Here is a 21223-nt window from a genome sequence, read left to right as displayed (position 1 = left end):
CCGGTCAGGCGGATTCCTTGCGGGGTGCGCGCTTGCGGATCGGCGCCTGTTTGCGCACGATCGTCGGGTTCACGTTGTCCAGGACGACTTCCCGGGTCACCACGACGCGGGCGATGTCGTCGTCGCTGGGCACGTCGAACATCACCGGCAGGAGGACTTCCTCCATGATCGCCCGTACGCCGCGTGCGCCGGTCCCGCGCAACATCGCCTGGTCGGCGATCGCCTCGACCGCGTCGTCGGTGAACTCCAACTCCACGCCGTCGATCTCGAACATCCGCTGGTACTGCTTGACCAGGGCGTTGCGCGGCTCGGTGAGGATCGACACCAGGGCCTCGCGGTCCAGGGGCTCCACGGTGGTGATCATCGGCAACCGGCCGATGAATTCGGGGATCAGGCCGAACTTGACCAGGTCCTCGGGCAGGACGTCGGTGAAGCTCTCCAACTCGTTCTTCTTGCTGCGCAGTTGCGCACCGAAACCCAGACCCTGACGGCCGATGCGGTCCTTGATGATCGTCTCCAGCCCGGCGAACGCACCACCCACGATGAACAGCACGTTCGTGGTGTCGATCTGGATGAACTCCTGGTGCGGGTGTTTGCGGCCACCCTGCGGCGGCACCGAGGCGGAAGTCCCTTCCAGGATCTTCAGCAGCGCCTGCTGGACTCCCTCACCGGAGACGTCCCGGGTGATGGAGGGGTTCTCGCTCTTGCGGGCGACCTTGTCGATCTCGTCGATGTAGATGATGCCGGTCTCGGCCTTCTTCACATCGAAGTCCGCAGCCTGGATCAGCTTCAGCAGGATGTTCTCGACGTCTTCACCGACGTACCCCGCCTCGGTCAGTGCGGTGGCGTCGGCGATCGCGAACGGCACGTTCAGCATCCGCGCCAGGGTCTGCGCCAGATAGGTCTTGCCGCAACCGGTCGGCCCGATCAGCAGGATGTTGGACTTGGCCACCTCGACGGCGTCACCGTGTTTGCCGATCTCCTCGGCGACCCGGATCCGCTTGTAGTGGTTGTAGACCGCGACCGCGAGCGCACGTTTGGCGGTCTCCTGGCCCACGACGTACTGCTCGAGGAAGTCGAAGATCTCCTTCGGCTTGGGTAGGTACTCAAGGCCCAACTCGGAGGTCTCGGACAACTCCTCCTCGATGATCTCGTTGCACAGCTCGATGCACTCGTCGCAGATGTAGACCCCCGGGCCGGCGATGAGCTTCTTGACCTGCTTTTGGCTCTTGCCGCAGAAGTTGCACTTCAGCAGGTCGCCACCTTCACCTATGCGTGCCACGGGCGGGCTCCTTCCCCTGCTGTGATCATCGTGCTGCGGTTGTTCGTCCCATTGAACTATCCCGACCCCATTGTGACCGGGTGGCCGGCCAGCGCGTCGAGCGTGTTTGCTCAGGGCGCAACCGGCCGGCGACCCGGCTGAGGTCCATCAGGGCTGCAAAGACGCCTTGCGGCTGGACAACACCTGGTCGATCAGGCCGTACTCCACGGCCTGCTCGGCGGTCAGGATCTTGTCGCGCTCGATGTCGTTGCGGACGTCCTCCTCACTGCGACCGGTGTGGTGGGCCAGGGTCTTCTCCAGCCATTCACGCATCCGGAAGATCTCGTTGGCGGTGATCTCCAGGTCCGTCGCGGTACCGCCGGTGCCTTCCATGGCCGGCTGGTGGATCAGGATCCGGGCGTTGGGCAGCGCGAACCGCTTGCCCTTGGCGCCAGCGCCCAACAAGATCGCAGCGGCCGAGGCTGCCTGACCGATCACGAAGGTCTGCACATCCGGCTGGATGTACTGCATCGTGTCGTAGATCGCGGTCAACGCGGTGAACGAGCCGCCCGGTGAGTTGATGTACATCAGGATGTCCCGATCGGGGTCCTGGCTCTCCAGCACGATCAGCTGGGCGATGATGTCGTCCGCGGACGCGTCGTCGACCTGCACCCCGAGGAAGATGATGCGGTCCTCGAAGAGCTTGTTGTAGGGGTCGGACCGCTTCATCCCGTAGGACGTGCGCTCCTCGAACTGGGGCAGGATGTAGCGCGAGGTCGGCGCGCTGAGGTTGTTCATGGAGACTCCTCCTGGCAGGTGAACGGCGGAACCGTAGGCGTCGGGCAACTGGCCGGTCATTCCGCCACCCCGCCCGCGTTGCTGTCCGGTGCGTCGGTCGAACGCTCGAAGACGTGGTCGACGAAGCCGTACTCCTTGGCCTCCTCGGCGGAGAACCAGCGGTCCCGCTCGGAGTCCGCGGTGATCTGCTCGACGGTCTGGCCGGTGTGCTCGGCGATCAGCTCGGCCATCTGCCGCTTGATGAAGACCAACTGCTCGGCCTGGATCTTGATGTCCGAGGCCGTACCGCCGATGCCTCCGGACGGCTGGTGCATCATCACGCGGGCGTGCGGCGTCGCGTACCGCTTGCCCGGGGTGCCCGCGGACAGCAGGAACTGACCCATGCTGGCGGCCATACCCATCGCGACCGTCGCGACGTCGTTGGGAATCCAGTTCATGGTGTCGAAGATGGCCATTCCCGCGGAGATCGAACCGCCCGGGGAGTTGATGTACAGCCAGATGTCCTTGTCCGGGTCCTCCGCGGCCAGCAGTAGCAACTGCGCGCAAATCGCGTTCGCGTTGTCGTCGCGGACGTCGGAGCCCAGAAAAATGATTCGTTCCTTCAGCAGCCGGTTGTAGATCTGGTCATCCAGTCCTCCGGCCGGCTGGGTGGCCGCAGTGGGCTGCGGCAGGTGTGCCTGGTTAACGGCGTTGCTCACGTCATCCCTCTTCGATCAAGGCACCTTCTCGGGTGCTCTCGGTGCGCTTTCATTGGACCCTAACGCCAGCCGCGGACGCGTTCGTCCCGGTTACGGGTGGTGTTCGCCAGCAGCGCAAGAGCACCCCGGCAACACCCGAGCCCGCCACCTGAGGGGCAGGTGGCGGGCTCGGGGCGCGAGGAGCGGTTCAGGCAGTCGGCGTGGGCTCGTCCTGCTCGTCCGCCTCGGCGACGATCTCCTCGGCGACGATGTCGTCGGCGTCCTCGGCGTCAGCCTCGTCCAGCTCGACGTCCTCGACCTCGTCGTCCAGTTCGTCCTCGAGCTCGGTGTCCAGTGCGTTCAGGTCGACGACCTCGCCGTTGGTGTCCTTGATGGTCACCTTCTCCAGGACCGCGGCCAACGCCTTGCGGCGGCCGACCTCGCCCATGATGGCCGGGATCTGGCCCTGCTGGTCCAGCATCTGCGCGAACTGGTTGGGGTCCAGACCGTACTGGCCGGCGCTGGCGATGATGAACTCGATCAGGTCCTGCTGGCCGACCTCGACCTTCTCGTCCCGGGCGATCCGGTCCAGGACGAACTGGGTCTGCAACTGCTTGCGGGTGGACTCGGTGACCTCGGCGCGGTGCTCGTCGTCGTCCAGGCGCTCCTCGCCCTCGAGGTGGGAGTGCACCTCGGCCTCGACCAGGGCGTCCGGGACCGGCAGGTCCAGCGTCTCCAGCAGGTGATCGAGCACCTTGTCTCGAGCCTGGATCCCCTGCTCCATCTTCTTGCCGCGCTCGACCTGCTCGGTGATCGCCGAGCGCAGTTCCTCGAGGTTCTCGTAGTCACCGGAGACGGTGGTCGCGAAGTCGTCGTCCAACTCCGGCAGCGTGCGCTCGGAGACGGAGTTGACGGTGACCGTGATGTCGGCATCCTCGCCCTCGTGCTCGCCACCGATCAGCGGGGAGGTGAAGTCCTTGGTCTCCCCGGCCGACAGACCGACGACGGCCTCGTCCAGACCGTCGAGCATGTTGCCCGCACCGATCAGGTAGTCGACCGCCGCGACATCGTCGATCTCCTCGCCGTCGATTTCGGCGCGCAGACCGATGTTGACCGTGTCGCCGTCCTGGGCGGCGCGGTCGACGGCGGCAACGGTGCCGAAGCGCTCGCGCAGCGCGTCCAGCTCTGCGTTGACGTCGTCGTCGGTGACCGACACGGGGTCGACCTCGACCGTCACCTCCTCGAAGGCGGGCAGCTCGAAGTCGGGAACCACGTCGACCTCGACGGTGAAGCTCAGGTCGTCCCCGTCAGCCGCCGGGACCGCGGTGACGTCGACCTCCGGCTGACCGATGGGCTGAATCTCCTGCTGGTCGACCGCCTCGCTGTAGAACTGCGGCAGCGCCTCGTTGACCGCCTCCTGCACGACCGCACCGCGACCGACACGCTGGTCGATGATCCGCGCAGGAACCTTGCCCTGCCGGAATCCGGGCACCTGCACCTGGCTGGCGATCGTCGCGTACGCCGCGTCCAGACTTGGCTTCAGTTCCTCGAACGGTACGTCGACGGTGAGCTTGACCCGGGTGGGGCCGACATGTTCTACGGCACTCTTCACTGCTGCGATCTCCAAGCTGAGTTCGGGGTGGTCATCAGAGGTTGCTCTGACATCGATCCGGACGGCCTTCACATGCCGCCACACCAAGAGCCCATGCTAACGGTCGGGGTAGCCGGATTCGAACCGGCGGCCTTCCGCTCCCAAAGCGGACGCGCTACCAAGCTGCGCCATACCCCGCAACGGATCGTCCGTTTTGGGCGGTACGACCTGCGGGCAGTAGGCTAACCGCTCGGCGGATCCAGCCGTTGGCCGGGCTCCATCGCGGGGGCCGGACAACACCGCAGGACCGCCAACGCGGGTGTAGCTCAATGGTAGAGCCCCAGTCTTCCAAACTGGCTACGCGAGTTCGATTCTCGTCACCCGCTCCACCGTTCATGGCTTTCCCACGTTCAATTCACCACATTCGAGCATTACCTTCCGCCCGCACCCTTTGTGGGGTTGACTTGAATCAACTCCATCTGGAGGCAACGAGACCGCCGTTCGGGGCGGAGAGCAACGAAGGAGAACACCATGGGATTGCTTGACGACGCGAAGGAAAAGCTCGAAGAGGCCAAGGACAAGGTCGAAGAGTTCATCCACGAGCACAAGGACGACGCCGAGGGCGCCATCAACAAGGCGGGCGACTTCGTCGACGAGAAGACCGGCGGCAAGTACGCCGACAAGGTCGACCAGGCGCAGTCCTTCGCCAAGGAGCAGGTGGACAAGGTCGACGGCGCCAAGTGAGCCGTTGACGTCACGCAGCAGGGCCGGGACATCGTCCCGGCCCTGCTGCGTTATCCGCGGGTCGACGTCCTGCGCGTCGGCTCAGGTCCGCCAGAGCAGAACGATCGCGCGGTCATCGGTCTCTCCCGACCGGGCCGCCGCGCAGAGGCGGCCGGCAGCGCCGCTGAACCCGGTCGCGGCGGCGCGATCCGCCTGACCGAGCAGGCGGTCAAGACCCTGGAACAAGTCGAATCCAGGGGCTTCGATCACGCCGTCGGTGAACAGCAGCAGAGCGTCACCGCGTTCCATCACGCCGTGAGCGCGGGGGTAGTCCTCCGGACTCTGCTGATCCAGGACACCCAACAGCACGCCACTGGCGCCCGAGACCGGTTGCCACCGACCCCGGCCGGCCTGGAAGTGCACAGCGGCCGGGTGCCCCGCAGAGCCCACACTGAACCGCCCGGTCTCGAGGTCGATGGCCGCGTGGATCGCGGTGGCGAAACCCTCGGACCAGCCCTGCCGCACGAGGTGCTGGTTGGCGGAGGAAGGAAACGGTCCGGTTCGACCGCGCCGAGAAGCCCCGACAGCGCACCACCGAGCAGGAGCGAACGGCTGCCGGCGGTGCAACCCTTGCCGGAGACGTCCACCACCGCGATTTCCAACGTGCTGTTCGTCGGGCAATCCGCCACGACGAAGTCACCCGAGAAGCTGTCACCGTGCGCCGGGGCGATGCAGGAGTCCAGATTCCAGCCTGCTGGCAGGACGGGTAGCCGGCCCTGGGCGCGCAGCCGCTCGCGCAGGTCGACCAGCATGGACGTGCCGACCGCTGGCGGAATACCCACCTCGCTGCGCCGACGGTCGGCGACCAGCAGGACTCCCATCGTGACCGCAAGGACCGCCAGGAAACTTCCGACGGTGTGTTTCGGGGTCTGCGGCAACAGACTGCTGATCACTCCCGCCACGGCGAGTGTGACGTAGCTGGCCAGCAACTGGGTGCCGTGCAAAAGGGTTGCCGCCGCGACAGCGACGAACACGAACGCCGCGTATGACACGGAGTGGGGAAAGCGAACCACGAGAGCTGTGATCGAAGCCGTGAGAGCCACGATGACCGCTGCCATCGCCCAATCGCGAGTGGGGCGTGCCGTCGATGTGTCACGACTCAGCAGACGGCGTGGCGCGAGCGCCGCGTCGATAACCATGTTCGGAAACTACGATGTGTGAGCGTCTGAGAGTAGTTTCTTTACCGTGTTCTTAACTCGTCAAGACACAATCTGGAACCGGCCCGGGCGCAGCATTCACCCCTGCGGAGGCAGCGCGCCCGTCTCCTCGTAGGCCGCCACCTCGGCGAGGCGCCGAGCATGGCGTTCGACACCGGAGAACGGCGTCTCCAGGAAGATCTTGGTCATCGCCTTGGCCTGCTCCAGCGTCGTGAACCGTCCGCCGAAGGAAATGATCTGCGCGTCGTTGTGCTCCCGGGCCAGCTGCGCCAGTTCGGTGGTGTAGCACAGCGCCGCCCTGATGCCTTTGACCTTGTTCGCCGCCATCTGCTCGCCGTTGCCGGAACCGCCGAGTACGACGCCCAGCGACCCCGGGTCGGCCGCCACCGCTTCCGCCGCCCGCAGCACGCACACCGGGTAATCGTCCTCCGCGTCGTATTCCACCGGCCCGTGGTCGACGACCTCGTAGCCCTCCCCGGCAACCAGGCCACCAGGGCCCGTTGCAATTCGTACGCCGCGTGATCGCCGCCCAGATGAACTCGCATCGTTCGCTCCTTGTGAGGGGGATGGGTCAGGAGAAGTCCGGACCCTTGGTCCGGGTCCGCTTCAACTCATAGAAACCGGGGGTACCTGCCACCAGGACGCAGCCGTCCCAGAGCTTGCCGGCTGCTTCACCCTTGGGAGCCGGGGTGACCACGGGGCCGAAGAACGACGTACCCGCAACGGTGATGACGGGGGTTCCCACGTCCTCGCCGACCAGCGAGATCGCCCGGTCGTGGGAGGCGCGCAGCGCGGTGTCCACCTTGTCACCGGGCACGGTGTCGAAGGCGTCGATGAGGTCGGGCGGTAGGCCCACCTCGGCGAGGGACTCGACCACCACGGCGCGCAGGTCGTCGGCGTCCTTGCCCCGGCCGCCGGGGTGAAGGCGGGTACCGATCGCGTCGTACATCGGCTTCTTGACCTCGTCGCCGTGCGCCAGCGCGGCCGCCGTGACCACACGCACCGGACCCCAGCCCCGGTCGAGCATGGCCCGGTAGTCCTCGGGCAGGTCGCGTCCCTCGTTCAGCACGGACAGACTCATGACCGACCAGGTCACCTGGATGTCGCGGACCTTCTCGACTTCCATCAGCCAACGCGAGGTCATCCACGCCCACGGACACAACGGGTCGAACCACATTTCCACGTTCTCGGTAGTCACCGCCCCATCGTGCCGCACCCGCCTCGCGTCCGCACCACCGGAGCGCAAGGCCGGGTGGCGGCCCGGGTGCGTGTAAGGATGATCAGCATGCCGGGGACCAACTTGACCCATGCCGAGGCCCACGCTCGGTCACTGCTGGTGGACGTCGTCAACTACGACGTCCATATCGACGTCACCCAGAGCGCCGAGTTCTTCTCGACGCACACGACGATCGCCTTCCACTGCTCCGAACCCGGGGCGTCGACCTTCCTCGACTTCATCGGGGAATCCGTCGAATCCATTGTGCTGAACGGCGAATCCCTCGTGCCTGCAGCGCTGTACGACGGCTCACGCATCGAGCTTCCGCAGCTCGGAGTGGACAACGTCGTCGAGGTGCGCGCCACGGGCCGCTTCATGAACACCGGTGAGGGGTTGCACCGGTTCGTCGACCCCGCCGACCAGGAGGTCTACCTCTACACCCAGTTCGAGGTCGCCGACGCACGCCGGATGTTCGCCGTCTTCGAGCAGCCGGACCTGAAGGCCACCTTCACCTTCACCGTCACCGCACCGGCCCGCTGGGAGGTGCTGTCCAACCAGCCGACGCCGGAGCCCGTGCCGGCCGAGGGCAGCTACACCGGACCGGGCGGAACGGTCGAGCCGGTGGCGACGTGGCGCTTCGACCCGACGCCGCGCCTGTCGTCCTACGTGACCGCCCTCGTCGCCGGGCCCTACCACCTGGTCCGCTCGACGGCTCAGACCCGCAACGGCGATCTGCCCCTGGCGGTGGGCTGTCGCCAGTCGCTCGCGCAGTACCTCGACGCGGACAACATCCTCGACGTCACGCGGCGCGGATTCGCCTACTACGAGGACATGTTCGACTACCCCTACCCGTTCGCGAAGTACGACCAGATTCTCGTGCCGGAGTTCAACGCGGGCGCGATGGAGAACGCCGGATGCGTGACCTTCGCCGAGGCGTACGTCTTCCGCGGCGCCGTCACCGAGGCCATCGTGGAGGCCCGGGCGCAGACGATCCTGCACGAGATGGCTCACATGTGGTTCGGCGACCTGGTGACCATGCGCTGGTGGGACGACCTGTGGCTCAACGAGTCCTTTGCCGAATGGTCGGCGACCACCTGCGCCGCGGAAGCCACCCAGTGGTCCGCCGTGTGGACCTCCTTCGCGGTCGCCGACAAGGCGTGGGCCTACAACCAGGACCAGTTGGCCTCGACCCACCCGATCGTGGCGGACATCCCCGATCTGGAGGCCGTGGAGAGCAACTTCGACGGCATCACCTACGCCAAGGGCGCCTCCGTGCTCAAGCAGTTGGTGGCGTACGTCGGTCGGGACAATTTCGTTGCCGGACTGCGCAATTACTTCCGAAAGCATGCCTTCGGCAACACCCGGTTGGACGATCTGCTCACCGAACTCGAGGCAACCTCAGGTCGCGATCTGCGAGCCTGGAGCGCCCTGTGGCTGGAGACGGCCGGTGTGAACACGCTGACCCCGATCGTCACGGTCGACGACGAGGGCCGTTACTCGCAGGTGGTCCTGGAGCAGACCGCGCCGGCCGAGCACCCGACGCTGCGCCCGCAGGCCATCGCGGTCGGCCTCTTCGATCTGATCGACGGCACGCTGCACCAGCGTCTGCAGGTGCGCCTCGACGTCGACGGTCCGCGCAGCGTCGTCGCCGATCTGGTCGGCCAGCCGCAGGCCGACCTGCTGCTGGTCAACGACGAGGATCTGGGCTACACCAAGACCCGGCTTGACGCGCGGTCGTTGCAAACGGTGGTCGCACATCCGTTGGCGCTGAAGGACTCCCTGGCCCAGGCGGTCGTCCTGGGCGCAGCGTGGGACATGACCCGGGACGCCGCCATGTCCGGTCGTGACTTCATCACCATGGTGCTGGCCAGCATCACCGATCCGATGAGTTCGATGATGCTGCGCACCGTGCTGCGCCAGATGTCGTACGCCGCCCGCTTCTTCGTCGCCGCGCAGCATCGGCCCCAGGTCGACGTGCAGATCGCCCGGGACCTGCGGACCGCGGCGCAACAGGCGCCGGCCGGCAGCGATGCCCAACTGCAACTGGTCAGCGCCTTCGCTGCCGCAGCGACCGATCCCGATGACGTAGCGTGGGTCGGTGCGCTGCTGGAGGGCACGGCCGACCTACCGGGGCTCGCGGTCGACACCGAGATGCGGTGGACCCTGCTGACCGGGCTGTGCTCGGCCGGTGCCGCGGGCGAGGAGCAGATCGCGGCGGAACTGCAACGCGACCCCTCTTCCACCGGCCACGAGCGTGCGGCCCGGGCGCGGGCGTCCATTCCGACCCCGGCGGCGAAGCAGGCCGCCTGGAACACCTTGGTCAACGACCCCACGGTGCCCAACCAGACGATCAACGCCATCGCGTTGGGGTTCAGCACCCCGCACGACCCCGAGCTTCTGCGACCGTTCGTGCAGCCGTATTTCGGGCAACTCGAAAACATCTGGAAGACAAGGACATTCGCGATCGCCCAGGCGATCACGTCCTTGTCGTTCCCCGCGGCGCTGGCCGATCAGGACCTGCTGGACGCCACCAACGCCTGGCTCGACGAGCATCCGCAGGCGTCCTCCGGCGCCCGCCGGGCGGTCGCCGACCACCGGGACGGCCTGAAGCGGGCACTCACCGCCCAGGCGTACGACGCGTCCGCCTGAGCGCGGTCAGTCACCGTCGGCGGCGCGGACCGCGTCGTTGAACGCACGCAGCAGCTTCTTCCCGCGCCGGGACCGCGTGACGTCACCGAGCAGGAGCGGCGTACGGTCCGGACCGCCGATCGGAAGACGCCAGTTCGGGTATTCGTCGTTGGTGCCGGGCTGGTTGATGGTCCGCACGTCGCCGACCAGATCGTTGACCGAGACACCCAGCAGCCGACTGGGCGCCGCGGCCAGGTACACGTACAGCGCTTCGACGATGTCCTCGATCGAGGCGTCCTGACCGATCAGCCCGGCGTCGCGTAAGGCGTTGACCATGGCGTCGCGCTGGGCACTGTCCTCGGCGACCTCCTCCGACCAATCGCGCGTCAGCAGACCCAGCCGTCGACGCACCTGCAGATGCTCGCCCTGCAGGTAACCGGCGGTGGGCGGCAGATCGTGCACCGTGACCGTCGCGAGCGCCAGCGGTCGATACGAGGACGGCGGTCGCGGTGTACGGCCGTCCTCCTGCCGCTCGAACCACAGCACCGACGTACCCAGTAGTCCTCTGTCCGTGAGGTAGTCGCGCACGTTGGGCGCCACGGTGCCCAGGTCCTCCCCACGACCACGGCGCCCGCACGCTGGGCTTCCAGCACCAGCACGCTGATCATCGCCTCGTGGTCGTAGCGCACGTAGGTACCGTCGGTCGGCTTCATCCCCCGGGGGATCCACCACAGCCGGAAGAGGCCGAGAATGTGGTCGATGCGCAACCCGCCGGCCATGGCCAGGGTGGTGCGCAGCATGTCGCGCAGTGGCCGATACGCCTGCTGCTCAAGGCGATCGGGTCGCCACGGCGGTTGACTCCAGTCCTGCCCGAGCTGGTTGTAATCGTCGGGCGGCGCCCCCACCGACACCCCGGCGGCGAAGATCTCCGGACCGGCCCACACCTCCGCTCCGCCGGGGTGCACACCCACGGCGATGTCGTGGACCACGCCGACCCGCATGCCAGCGGCCCGGGCCTCGCGATGCGCACCGGCCAACTGGTCCTGCACGACCCACTGCAGCCAGCAGTGGAAGTCGATCTCGTCGGCCAGTTCGCGGCGCGCGGAGGCCACCGCATCGCTACGCGGATCCTGCAACCGGGCGGGCCATTGCTCGGCGGGCAGACCGTACTTCTCGGCCAGCGCGCACCAGGTGGCGAAGTCGCTCAGCGACTGCCCCTCGCGGGCGCAGAACGCGGCGAAGTCACGGGAGTGCCGCCCGCTGCGCTGACCGCGATGCAGCACGCGCAACGCCGCCCGCTTGGCCGCCCACGCCGCGTCGCGGTCCAGGAAGTCGAACTCGTTCAGCCGGCGCGCGTCGTCGGCGTGCCATTCGATCAGCTGTCGTTCGGCGGCCCCGAGGTAGCCGATGTCGGCGACTTCCTCGACCCGGATGTAGAGGGGATTGACGAACCGGCGCGAGGTCGGCAGATACGGCGACGGCTCCATCGGCGGGATCGGCTCGGCCGCATGCACCGGGTTGGCCAGCACGAAATCGGCTCCGTTACCGGCCGCCCAGGTCGCCATCTCCGCCAGATCGGCCGCGTCACCCAGGCCCCACGACCGCTCGGAGCGCACCGAGTACACCTGGGCGGCTAGACCCCAAGCCCGTTGCCGGCTCAGGGAATCGGGCAGTTCCAGCGTGTTCGGCGCGACGATCACCTCGACGCTGTGCGTGTCCTTCCCGGCGATACTCACCTCCAGGCGGTGATACCCGGTCGGCAGGTCACCGGGTAGGACCACGGCGGCTTCCCCGATGAGTTCCCCGTCGATGGTGCGCGGCTCGACGACGTGCTCGCCTGCGGGTGCGGGCGCCGTACTGCCGTCCTCCAGCCGCAGCGAAGCGGTGAACTCCTGCCCGTGCGGCAGGTGGATCAGGACCGTCGGCGTCCAGCCTTCACGGGCGACGACCACCGGGGGCAACGTACGCCGCCACGCAGCGGAGCGCTGCTCCTGCACCGCCGCCTCGGCCGAGTCGTCATCCGTGACCTCGACCCCGAGTGCCGACAGCACGGCTCGGATCGTGTCGGCACTGACCCGGACGTGTTTGCCGGACCAATCGTGATATTCGGTAGCGACACCGAAGACACCGGCCAGTTCCAGCAGCGTCGCGGAGGGTTGCGGGTCAGTTGTCGTGGATTCCGCCGGCATGATTCAAGTTTGTCAGAGCCAAGGGCCCAAGATGGGAGCCATGCACGCCTTGGACTGGCTCTGGCACTTCGACGCACCACAGATGAGCGGTGAATCGCTTCGTGACTGGTTGCTCGGTACTCCGCTACTGATCGTCATCGTCATCGTTTTCGGTCTTGCGGTCCGGTGGCTGATCTTCCGCGCGATCAACCGGGGAGTCACCGTGATGCAGCGCAACCAGGAACGCCGCGGCAGCCCGGGCGGGCAGCGGATCGTGCGTCCGGCGGACGAACTGGAGACCGAGCGGCGCAAGCAACGGGCGCTCACCGTGGGCGCTTTGCTGAAGTCGATCACGACGGTCGTCACCGCGATCGTCATCGCCTTGACCGTCATGGCCATGCTCGGCGTGCCGTTGGCGCCGCTGGTGACGACCGCCGGTGTCGGTGGTGTCGCGCTCGGCTTCGGCGCGCAAAGCCTGGTCAAGGACTACTTGTCGGGCATCAGCATGATCATCGAGGACCAGTACGGCGTGGGCGACGTGATCGACACCGGCCAAGCCATCGGGACGGTCGAGGAGGTGACCTTGCGGATCACCCGGATCCGGGACGCCCAGGGCGTCGTCTGGTACGTCCGCAACGGGGAGATCCTGCGACTGGGCAACAAGTCACAGGGCTGGGCCAACGCCCGGGTGGACGTGCCGATCCGCTATGACCAGGACGTGGAGAAGGCGCTGAACGTTCTACGTAAGGTCGCGAAGGACTTCGCCGACGACGACACCTGGAACGCGGTGTTGGTCGAAGAGCCCGACGTGGTCGGTGTCGACTCGGTCGCCGGCGGAGCCGTGACCCTCACGACGATCCTGTCCTGCCTGCCGGGGCAGCAACTGCCCGCGGCTCGGGAGTTCCGGGCCCGGGTGAAGGTGGCGATGGACAACGCCGGCATCGTGATGGCGGCCGCTCCGCCGGCGGCCGGTGCCGTGGTACCCCCGCCGGGTCGTGACCGGCAGACCTAGGAGACTGGACCAGTGACGGACACGTTCTACGACCAGATCGGTGGCGCGGAGACCTTCCACAAGCTGGTCGCTGCCTTTTATGCGGGAGTGCGCTCCGATGAGCCGCTGCGTGCGCTCTACCCCGAAGAGGATCTGCAACCCGCCGAGCGTCGTTTGCGGATGTTCCTCGAGCAATATTGGGGCGGTCCGACGACCTACTCCGAGGAACGCGGCCATCCCCGGCTGCGCATGCGGCACATGCCGTTCGCCGTGACGCCGGATATGCGCGACCGGTGGCTGCTGCACATGATGAACGCGGTCGACAGCCTCGACCTCGACCCGGCGCATGACCTGATCCTGCGCGACTATCTCACCCGCGCGGCGTACTCCTTGGTGAATACTCTCGACGACGAGCAGGAGACCCAGCAGTGACCAGTTCGGCCCCCTGGTGGCGCGAAGCCGTCATCTACCAGATCTACCCCCGCTCGTGGGCGGACGCCGATGGGGACGGGGTCGGTGACCTGCCCGGCATCACCGCGCGGCTGCCCTACCTCGCAGACCTGGGGGTCGACGCGGTGTGGCTGTCGCCGTTCTATGTCTCGCCGCAGGCCGACGCCGGCTACGACGTCGCCGACTACCGCGACATCGACCCGGTCTTCGGTGCGTTGTCCGATGCCGACGCGCTGATCGCGCGGGCTCACGAATTGGGTCTGCGGGTGATCGTCGACCTGGTGCCCAATCACACCTCGGACGAACACGCGTGGTTCCGCGCGGCCCTGGCGGCGGGTCCCGGCTCGCCTGAACGGGATCGCTACATCTTCCGAGACGGCAGCGGCGACGAGCCGCCGAACAACTGGTCCAGCGTCTTCGGCGGAAGCGCCTGGACGCGGGTCACCGACTCCGATGGTTCCCCCGGCCAGTGGTACCTGCATCTGTTCGATGTGAAGCAGCCGGACCTGAACTGGGAAAACCCCCAGGTACGAAGCGAATTCGAGGACATCCTACGCTTCTGGCTGGACCGGGGTGTCGACGGTTTCCGGGTCGACGTGGCGCACGGACTGGTCAAGGCCCAGGGCCTGCCGGACTGGTCGGGTCCGATGAACATGCTCGACCTACCCGACCCGACCCAGCGGCCGCCCATGTGGGACCAGGACGGTGTGCACGAGATCTACCGCTCGTGGCGGGCGATCCTGGACAGCTACAACCCGCCTTCCGCGGCGGACCACGACCCCTCCCGGGACCGGGCGATGTGCGCCGAGGCATGGGTCGATCCGCCCGAGCGGCTGGCCCGCTACGTGCGACCCGATGAGTTCCACCAGGCGTTCAACTTCGACTACCTCAACGCGCCATGGCAGGCCGACTCCCTGCGCGCGACGATTACCGCCTCGCTGGCCGCGGACGACGCCGTCGGGGCGCCGACGACGTGGGTGCTGTCCAATCACGACGTCGTGCGGCACGTCAGTCGCCTGGGTCTGCCGGTGGGTACGCCGCGACCCAACGGCATCGGCGCCGAGGATACCCAGCCCGATCAGGAGGTGGGCGCTCGTCGTGCCCGCGCGGCCACCACGATCATGTTGGCGCTGCCCGGCGGTGCGTACATCTACCAGGGCGAGGAGCTCGGCCTGCCCGAGCACACGGCGCTGCCAGATGAGGTCCGCCAGGATCCGACGTTTGCGCGTACGGCGGGTGCCGAGTTGGGAAGGGACGGCTGCCGGATCCCGATGGCATGGGAGAAAGACTCTCCTGCTTATGGATTCAACGACACCGGGAACACCTGGCTACCGCAGCCCGCAGAGTTCGCCGACCTCGCCGCGGATCAGCAAGTAGGCGTCACCGACTCCTCCCTGGAGCTCTACCGGACCCTGCTCACCACCCGCCGCGACCGGGGCATCGGCTCCGGCACGTTGTCCTGGGTCGACGCCGGTGCGGACGTGCTGAGCTTCACGGTGCGCGGAGCGACGGGTGAGCAGACCACGCTGCTGGCCAATCTGTCCGCGGAACCGGTGAACGTCCCGCCGGGACATCAGGTGCTGGTCGACTCCGACCCGGCCGGGGACGGCGCCCGGGTGGCGCCCGATACGGCGGTCTGGTTGCGGCGTACGTCCTAGCGGGTTGCGCCGGCCGGCAGGTTCTCCTTCGGCCGGCCCAGCACCGCCCTGACCACGAGACCGACCACCAGCGCCCAGAAGGCGGCGCTCACGCCGGCGACGGCAACCCCGGATGCTGCCGTGACGAAGGTGAGCACCGCGGGCAGATGGTTCTCGGGCGCCGCCAGCGCCGCCGTGAGACTACCGGCCAACGTGGACATCAACGCGAGGCCGGCGACGGCGGCGATCACGCCAGCGGGCGCCAGCACCACGAGTTGGCCGAACGCTCCTGCGGCCAACCCGAGACCGATGACGACCAGTCCCGACGTGACGCTGGCGATCCAGCGACGGGAGCGATCCGGGCCGGCCTCGGGCCCGGCTGCCAGGGCTGCGCTGATGGCGGCCAGGTTGATGGCGTGACCCCCGGCCGGCGCTCCCAGCACGGTGCCTGCGCCGGTGACGAGCATGGATCGACGCCACGGCACCTGATAGCCAAGGCTTTTCATCACCGCGACCCCGGGAACGTTCTGCGAGGCCATAGTCACCAGGTACAACGGCAACGCGATCCCGATCACGGCACCGAAGGTGAGGTGCGGGGCGGTCAGACTGATCTGGGGCAGGAACTGGTCCGTGCGGATCGAAGTGCCGGTGCGCACCAGGTGCACCGCGATCACGACCGCTGCCGCGCAGAAGGCCAACGGTGAGGCCCAGCGCGGCCAGAACCGCAGCGCCAGCAACCAGACGATCACGACCGGCGCCACGGCGAGCGGATCGCGAGCCAGACCGGTGACCGGACCGAGGCACAGCTGGAACAAGATCCCGGCCAGCATCGCCTGAGCGATAGCCCCTGGAATGGCCGAGATCAACGCACCCAGCCGCGAGATCAGACCGGTGAGCACGATGAGCACACCGGTGAGTAAGAAGGCGCCGACGGCCGCAGGCCATCCGCCCGAGACCATCCCGGTGGCGGCCAGTAGCGCCGCGCCGGGCGTCGACCAGGCGACGGTGATGGGAATCCGGGTCCAGGCGGCGAGCAGGATCGACCCGGCGCCCATCGTGACGCTGACCGCGAGCAACCCGCTGGCCGCCTGACTCGCTGTGGCCCCGACTGCGGCAAGACCGGTGAGGATCACCACGAAGGAACTGGTGAATCCGACCAGCGCACAAACGACTCCGGCCGTGATCGGCCGGAGGACGGGACCGGTCAACGCACCAGGACGTGGCCGGCCGGAGTGGTCAACCGGTACCACCGACCAGCGGTGAAGACCGTCGCCTCCTCGCCCACCAGGAAGCCCAGCGCGTGTGCTCCGAGTGCCACGCTGGCGCTGAGCCCGTCCGCAGCGGCGGGCAGCGGAATGCTGGCCGACCACACCCGCTGACGTTCGGTCTCCTGGCGTACGGCGCTCAGGGGCGCCCGAGCCGACACCGCCAATGCTTCGAGACCCTCCGTCGCGGTCCGGCGCAGCGTCTCGACCGGCACCTGTGCCACCGGCCGCCAACCGCTGCGCGGCGGCGAGACCGCAGCCCACGTCGTCTGCACCGTCATCGGCGGGACCGGCAATTCGTGGTCATCGGTCGGTCTGGCCAGCCGGTCCGCAACTGCGGAAAGACCTACCACGACATCGAGATTCGCCGGCTGCGCCAGTTCGAGGACCCGAAGGCCCACCGTCGTCCCCTCACCCAGCAGCCCCCGGCCCTTGACGACGCCCACCCAGGCAGCGAGCGCCGTACCGGACGCCTGCAGACGGATCGCACCGTCTTCCTCCAACCGGCGGGCACGAGCGACGTACGTGCTCAGGTCCGCCCAGGTCTCCTGATCGACCAAGTGGAGACTGCTCATGCCCCGCGCCGCTTCATCGGCACGGGCGCCCCGCTGCGGGAGTTCAGAATCTCGCGCAGATCATCGGGGATCCGGACCGGCTTCTGATCGGTCATGTCGAAGGCGACCTGGGTCGTCAGCGCCCGGGCACACAGGCGCGCCTCCGGTTCCGGCGAGTCGTAGAGCTCGTAACTGGTGTCGAACGACGCGCCGGCCACCCGGGAGACCCACAAGTGCACCGCCACCGCCTGACCCCGGAAATGCAGTTGATCCAGATAGTCGATCTCCGCGTGCGCGACCAGCAGGCCGTTCGATCGGCGCACCGGGCCCAACCAGTCGTGAAAGGCCTTGATCCGCGCTTCTTCGAGCAGCCTGAGGAATTGCACGTTGTTGACATGGCGCAACGCGTCCAGATCCGACCAACGCAGGTCAACGGTCACGACGGTCGGTGTGTCAGGCATGGGTCCATCCTTGCAAAGCGTCGACCTGGACCTGGATAGAGTCAGCGACTGTGAGTTCGCTACCGCCTTCCGATGACGCTGCCCCGAGCGCGGCCGACACCTTCCGGCAGTTGCTCGAGGTCCTCGACCTCAAACCGGCCGGCAGCTGGTCGCTGGAGGTCAGCGACACCACCGGCGCCTTCAGCGACGGGTCGCAACGCGACATGGAACTGTTCGTAGGCACCAGCCAACCCACCCCGCAACGGCGCGCGTTCGGCGGCCAGGTGCTGGCTCAAACCGTGATGGCCGGTGGCCTCAGCGTGCGAGGGGCCGGGCTGCCCGATCGGCGGATCCACAGCCTGCACGCGTATTTCATCCGGCCCGGTGACTCATCGGCTCCGATCAACTTCGCCGTGGAGAACCTGCGCGACGGCAATTCCTTCTCCCAACGGCGGGTTCACGCTCTCCAGGGCGGCCAGACCATCCTGTCCGGGACGTTGTCGTTCCAGGAACCGGCAGAGGGCCTGGACCACCAAGCGCCGATGCCCGCGGTGCCGGACCCCGAGCGGGTGTGGACCGCCAAGGAGGAACTCGACGGGCTGGCCGGCATGCACCCCGCCGTCGACCATTGGATCAACCGAGCCGTCGACGTGCGAACGGTCGAGGGAGCGTTGTACTTCAAACCCGGTCGGCAGCACTACGCCGGCCAGAACGTGTGGATGAAAGCCGTCGAACCGTTGCCGGACGATCCGCTGATCCACGCCGCGGTCCTGGCCTACGCCAGCGACTACACGCTGCTGGAGCCAGTGCTGCGCCGCCACGGTCTGGTCTGGGCCGACAAGCGGCTGCGACCCGCGAGCCTTGACCATTCGATGTGGTTCCATCGCCCGGCCCGGATCGACGAGTGGGTGCTCTACACCCAGGAGTCACCCTCCGCCTCCGGTGGCCGTGGGCTGGGGATCGGCAAGATCTTCGCCCAGGACGGCACCCTGGCGTGCACCGTGGCGCAGGAGGGGATGGTGCGCATCAAGCAGGACACCGCCAAGAGCCGCTACGACCTTTAGCCGGCCATCGTCAGTCGCGCGTGAGCTTGCGGTGCGTCACCCGGTGCGGGCGCGCTGCCTCCGGACCCAGGCGCTCGATCTTGTTCTCCTCGTACGCCTCGAAGTTGCCCTCGAACCAGTACCACTTCGACGGGTCCTCATCGGTGCCCTCGTAGGCCAGGATGTGCGTGGCCACGCGGTCGAGGAACCACCGGTCGTGGCTGATCACGACCGCGCAACCGGGGAACGCCAGAAGTGCGTTCTCCAATGACCCGAGGGTCTCGACGTCCAGGTCGTTGGTGGGCTCGTCCAACAGCAACAGGTTGCCGCCCTGCTTCAGCGTCAGTGCGAGGTTGAGCCGGTTGCGCTCGCCACCGGACAGCACCCCGGCCTTCTTCTGCTGATCCGGACCCTTGAAGCCGAACTGCGAAACGTAAGCACGAGAGGGGATTTCGACCTTACCGACGACGATGTGGTCCAGTCCGTCGGACACGACCTCCCACAGCGACTTGTCCGGATCGATGCCGGCGCGGTTCTGGTCGACGTAACTGATCTGCACCGTGTCACCGACCTTGACGGTGCCGGAGTCCGGTTCTTCCAGGCCGACGATGGTCTTGAACAGCGTGGTCTTACCGACACCGTTCGGACCGATCACACCGACGATGCCGTTGCGCGGCAGGCTGAAGGACAACCCGTCGATCAGGACCCGCTCGCCGAAGCCCTTGCGCAAGTCGTCAACCTCGATGACCTGGGAGCCCAGGCGCGGACCCGGCGGGATCTGGATCTCCTCGAAGTCCAGTTTGCGGGTCCGGTCGGCTTCGGCGGCCATCTCCTCGTAGCGGGCCAGCCGGGCCTTGCTCTTGGTCTGGCGGGCCTTGGCGTTGGAGCGCACCCACTCCAGCTCATCCCGCAGGCGCTTGGCCAGTTTGGCGTCCTTCTTACCCTGCACCTGAAGGCGTTCTTCCTTCTTCTGCAGGTACGTGGAGTAGTTGCCTTCGTAGGGGTACAGCCGGCCGCGGTCCACCTCGGCGATCCATTGCGCGACGTGGTCCAGGAAGTACCGGTCGTGGGTCACGGCCAACACGGTGCCCGGGTAGGCGGCCAGGTGTTGTTCCAGCCAGTTCACCGACTCGGCGTCCAGGTGGTTGGTGGGCTCGTCCAGCAGGAGCAGGTCCGGCTTGGACAGCAGCAGCTTGGCCAGAGCCACGCGGCGGCGTTCACCACCGGACAGCACCGTGACGTCGGCATCTCCGGGCGGGCACTGCAACGCATCCATGGCCTGCTCGATCTGGGAATCCAGGTCCCAGGCGTCGGCGGCGTCGATCTTCTCCTGCAGCGTTCCCATCTCGGCCATCAGCGCGTCGAAGTCGGCGTCCGGATCGGCCATCAGTGCTGAGATCTCGTTGAAACGGTCGAGGTCGGCCTTGATCTGGCCCATCCCCTCCTCGACGTTGCCGCGAACGTCCTTCTCCTCGTTCAGCGGCGGCTCCTGCAACAGGATCCCGACGCTGTAGCCGGGGCTCAGGCGGGCTTCACCGTTGGAGGGCTGGTCCAGGCCGGCCATGATCTTCAGGATGGTGGACTTACCGGCGCCGTTCGGCCCCACGACGCCGATCTTGGCGCCGGGGTAGAACGACATGCTGACGTCGTCGAGGATCAGCTTGTCGCCAACGGCCTTACGCGCCTTGGTCATGGTGTAGATGAACTCGGCCATGCCGCAAGGCTATCGGGCCGCCACGCGCTCACCCAATCGAGAATCAGCGGTCGTCGGCGTCCAGCATCGGCGTACCGCCGGTGCCGCCAACGGGCGGCCGGTCGACCTGACCATTTCCGCATTCACACGGCCGGACGCGTCGGGCTCATCGGTCGGCCGGGCGCAACCGGCAGCTGGCTCCGGGCGGCGCGCAGCCGCCCGGAGCCAGCTCGGTCAGGTGCCGATGCTCGCCGGTTCGCGCCCGTCGGCAGGGTCCGCGGCTCCGTCCACCACGTCGTACGCGCCGGTGTACTCCTCCTCGTGCGCCCGCTCGGTGACCTGCCGACCTTGCCAGGCACCGGCAGCCTGCTGCCCCGCCGCCGGGTTGTCGGCGGTACGGCCGCTACGCGGACGCGGTCGGTAGAACGCCGTGCCGAACCGCAGGTCTGGTCCGATGTGCTCGGCGGTCACTTCGACCCGCTCGAGGTTGCGGCCGTCCGATGGGAAGGTGTTCACCCGAAGGGTGCCGTGGACGACGACGCAATTGCCCTTGCGCAGGCACTGCATCACTTCACCGCCCAACTCGCCCCAGGCGGACACGGAGTAGAAGCTGGACTTCCCGTCGGCGTACCCGCCATCGGCCTCACGTCTGCGTTCGTTGACCGCGATCCGCATGTTGGCGACGTCGCCCTTGCTCGTCTGGCGCAGCTCCGGGTCGGCGACCAGGCGGCCGCAGATCGTCACTGTTGTCTTGTTCATCGCTGACTCCTCTGTTGCGCGCCGGTGCGCGCGATGGGGTCCAGCGTGTGTCCGTGGACCGGGCCGAACCAGAGCCGTCACGCGCTGTGTGGACAACGCGCGACGGCTTGTG

The 21223-nt window shown here is 67.4% G+C and carries 17 protein-coding genes, 2 tRNA genes and 2 pseudogenes; 7 read left to right on the top strand and 14 right to left on the bottom strand.

Annotated features, from left to right (window positions below; translation table 11 throughout):
• Positions 1 to 4: 4 nt before the first annotated feature.
• The 5 genes from clpX to ACFQBT_RS05555 form a co-directional block, all read right to left on the bottom strand.
• Positions 5 to 1282, bottom strand: a complete 1278-nt coding sequence (gene clpX, locus ACFQBT_RS05575) for an ATP-dependent Clp protease ATP-binding subunit ClpX (protein ID WP_377821004.1) — start codon at positions 1280 to 1282, stop codon at positions 5 to 7.
• 147 nt (positions 1283 to 1429) lie between these two features.
• The gene (locus tag ACFQBT_RS05570) at positions 1430 to 2059 is read right to left on the bottom strand and encodes an ATP-dependent Clp protease proteolytic subunit (RefSeq protein WP_377821002.1); all 630 of its coding nucleotides are present in this window, start codon (positions 2057 to 2059) and stop codon (positions 1430 to 1432) included.
• Between the two features lie 56 nt (positions 2060 to 2115).
• The gene (locus ACFQBT_RS05565; RefSeq protein ID WP_377821000.1) at positions 2116 to 2757 is read right to left on the bottom strand and encodes an ATP-dependent Clp protease proteolytic subunit; all 642 of its coding nucleotides are present in this window, start codon (positions 2755 to 2757) and stop codon (positions 2116 to 2118) included.
• A 187-nt stretch (positions 2758 to 2944) separates the two neighbouring features.
• A complete protein-coding gene (gene tig / locus ACFQBT_RS05560; protein WP_377825375.1) occupies positions 2945 to 4432 on the bottom strand; it encodes a trigger factor in 1488 nt (495 codons plus the stop codon).
• A gap of 19 nt (positions 4433 to 4451) precedes the next feature.
• Positions 4452 to 4525, bottom strand: a tRNA-Pro gene (locus ACFQBT_RS05555).
• Positions 4526 to 4642: 117 nt separating this feature from the next.
• Here ACFQBT_RS05555 and ACFQBT_RS05550 point away from each other — a divergent pair.
• Positions 4643 to 4716: transfer RNA gene (locus ACFQBT_RS05550), tRNA-Gly, on the top strand.
• Positions 4717 to 4858: 142 nt separating this feature from the next.
• Entirely contained in the window at positions 4859 to 5071 is a 213-nt protein-coding gene (locus ACFQBT_RS05545; protein ID WP_377820998.1) for an antitoxin, read from the top strand.
• A gap of 81 nt (positions 5072 to 5152) precedes the next feature.
• Here the strand turns inward: ACFQBT_RS05545 and ACFQBT_RS05540 are convergent, their stop codons facing one another.
• The 3 genes and pseudogenes from ACFQBT_RS05540 to ACFQBT_RS05530 form a co-directional block, all read right to left on the bottom strand.
• Entirely contained in the window at positions 5153 to 5575 is a 423-nt protein-coding gene (locus ACFQBT_RS05540; RefSeq protein WP_377820997.1) for a PP2C family protein-serine/threonine phosphatase, read from the bottom strand.
• A 770-nt stretch (positions 5576 to 6345) separates the two neighbouring features.
• Positions 6346 to 6812: pseudogene (locus ACFQBT_RS05535) on the bottom strand (ribose-5-phosphate isomerase).
• A 26-nt stretch (positions 6813 to 6838) separates the two neighbouring features.
• The gene (locus tag ACFQBT_RS05530) at positions 6839 to 7444 is read right to left on the bottom strand and encodes a mycothiol-dependent nitroreductase Rv2466c family protein (RefSeq protein ID WP_377825373.1); all 606 of its coding nucleotides are present in this window, start codon (positions 7442 to 7444) and stop codon (positions 6839 to 6841) included.
• A 108-nt stretch (positions 7445 to 7552) separates the two neighbouring features.
• Between ACFQBT_RS05530 and pepN the strand changes: the two genes are divergently transcribed.
• Positions 7553 to 10132, top strand: coding sequence for an aminopeptidase N (pepN, locus tag ACFQBT_RS05525; RefSeq protein ID WP_377820995.1), 2580 nt, complete (start codon positions 7553 to 7555; stop codon positions 10130 to 10132).
• A 6-nt stretch (positions 10133 to 10138) separates the two neighbouring features.
• Here the strand turns inward: pepN and malQ are convergent.
• A pseudogene (gene malQ, locus ACFQBT_RS05515) lies at positions 10139 to 12300 on the bottom strand (4-alpha-glucanotransferase).
• 40 nt (positions 12301 to 12340) lie between these two features.
• On the opposite strand from malQ, the gene ACFQBT_RS05510 reads away from it, so the two are divergent.
• From ACFQBT_RS05510 to ACFQBT_RS05500, 3 genes are read left to right on the top strand one after another with little or no spacing between them, the layout of a single operon-like run.
• Positions 12341 to 13291: a mechanosensitive ion channel family protein gene (locus ACFQBT_RS05510; protein ID WP_377820991.1), complete on the top strand. Its 951-nt coding sequence runs from the start codon at positions 12341 to 12343 to the stop codon at positions 13289 to 13291.
• Positions 13292 to 13303: 12 nt separating this feature from the next.
• Positions 13304 to 13702, top strand: coding sequence for a globin (locus ACFQBT_RS05505; RefSeq protein ID WP_377820989.1), 399 nt, complete (start codon positions 13304 to 13306; stop codon positions 13700 to 13702).
• Positions 13699 to 15378: a glycoside hydrolase family 13 protein gene (locus tag ACFQBT_RS05500; RefSeq protein ID WP_377820988.1), complete on the top strand. Its 1680-nt coding sequence runs from the start codon at positions 13699 to 13701 to the stop codon at positions 15376 to 15378. The genes ACFQBT_RS05505 and ACFQBT_RS05500 overlap by 4 nt, the downstream gene beginning before the upstream one ends.
• Here the strand turns inward: ACFQBT_RS05500 and ACFQBT_RS05495 are convergent.
• Genes ACFQBT_RS05495 through ACFQBT_RS05485 form a run of 3 tightly spaced genes read right to left on the bottom strand, consistent with a single transcriptional unit; the run spans position 15375 to position 17637 of the window.
• A complete protein-coding gene (locus tag ACFQBT_RS05495; protein ID WP_377820986.1) occupies positions 15375 to 16565 on the bottom strand; it encodes a benzoate/H(+) symporter BenE family transporter in 1191 nt (396 codons plus the stop codon). The genes ACFQBT_RS05500 and ACFQBT_RS05495 overlap by 4 nt on opposite strands.
• Positions 16562 to 17197, bottom strand: a complete 636-nt coding sequence (locus ACFQBT_RS05490) for a DUF8185 domain-containing protein (protein ID WP_377820985.1) — start codon at positions 17195 to 17197, stop codon at positions 16562 to 16564. Before ACFQBT_RS05490 ends, ACFQBT_RS05495 begins: the two co-directional genes overlap by 4 nt.
• A complete protein-coding gene (locus tag ACFQBT_RS05485) occupies positions 17194 to 17637 on the bottom strand; it encodes an acyl-CoA thioesterase (protein ID WP_377820983.1) in 444 nt (147 codons plus the stop codon). The genes ACFQBT_RS05490 and ACFQBT_RS05485 overlap by 4 nt, the downstream gene beginning before the upstream one ends.
• Before the next feature lie 50 nt (positions 17638 to 17687).
• Between ACFQBT_RS05485 and ACFQBT_RS05480 the strand changes: the two genes are divergently transcribed.
• Positions 17688 to 18680 (top strand): acyl-CoA thioesterase, encoded by a 993-nt coding sequence (locus ACFQBT_RS05480; RefSeq protein WP_377820982.1) that lies wholly within the window; start codon positions 17688 to 17690, stop codon positions 18678 to 18680.
• A 10-nt stretch (positions 18681 to 18690) separates the two neighbouring features.
• Here the strand turns inward: ACFQBT_RS05480 and ettA are convergent, their stop codons facing one another.
• Positions 18691 to 20373: an energy-dependent translational throttle protein EttA gene (ettA, locus tag ACFQBT_RS05475; RefSeq protein WP_377820980.1), complete on the bottom strand. Its 1683-nt coding sequence runs from the start codon at positions 20371 to 20373 to the stop codon at positions 18691 to 18693.
• Between the two features lie 213 nt (positions 20374 to 20586).
• On the bottom strand, positions 20587 to 21111 hold the full coding sequence (locus ACFQBT_RS05470) for a single-stranded DNA-binding protein (protein WP_377820979.1): 525 nt from the start codon (positions 21109 to 21111) through the stop codon (positions 20587 to 20589).
• Positions 21112 to 21223: the final 112 nt, after the last annotated feature.

It is taken from the genome of Branchiibius cervicis, from assembly GCF_042661605.1.
Lineage (GTDB): Bacteria > Actinomycetota > Actinomycetes > Actinomycetales > Dermatophilaceae > Branchiibius > Branchiibius cervicis.
Note: the sequence above shows the minus strand (reverse complement) of the source record. Positions and strands in the feature narration are given on the sequence as shown.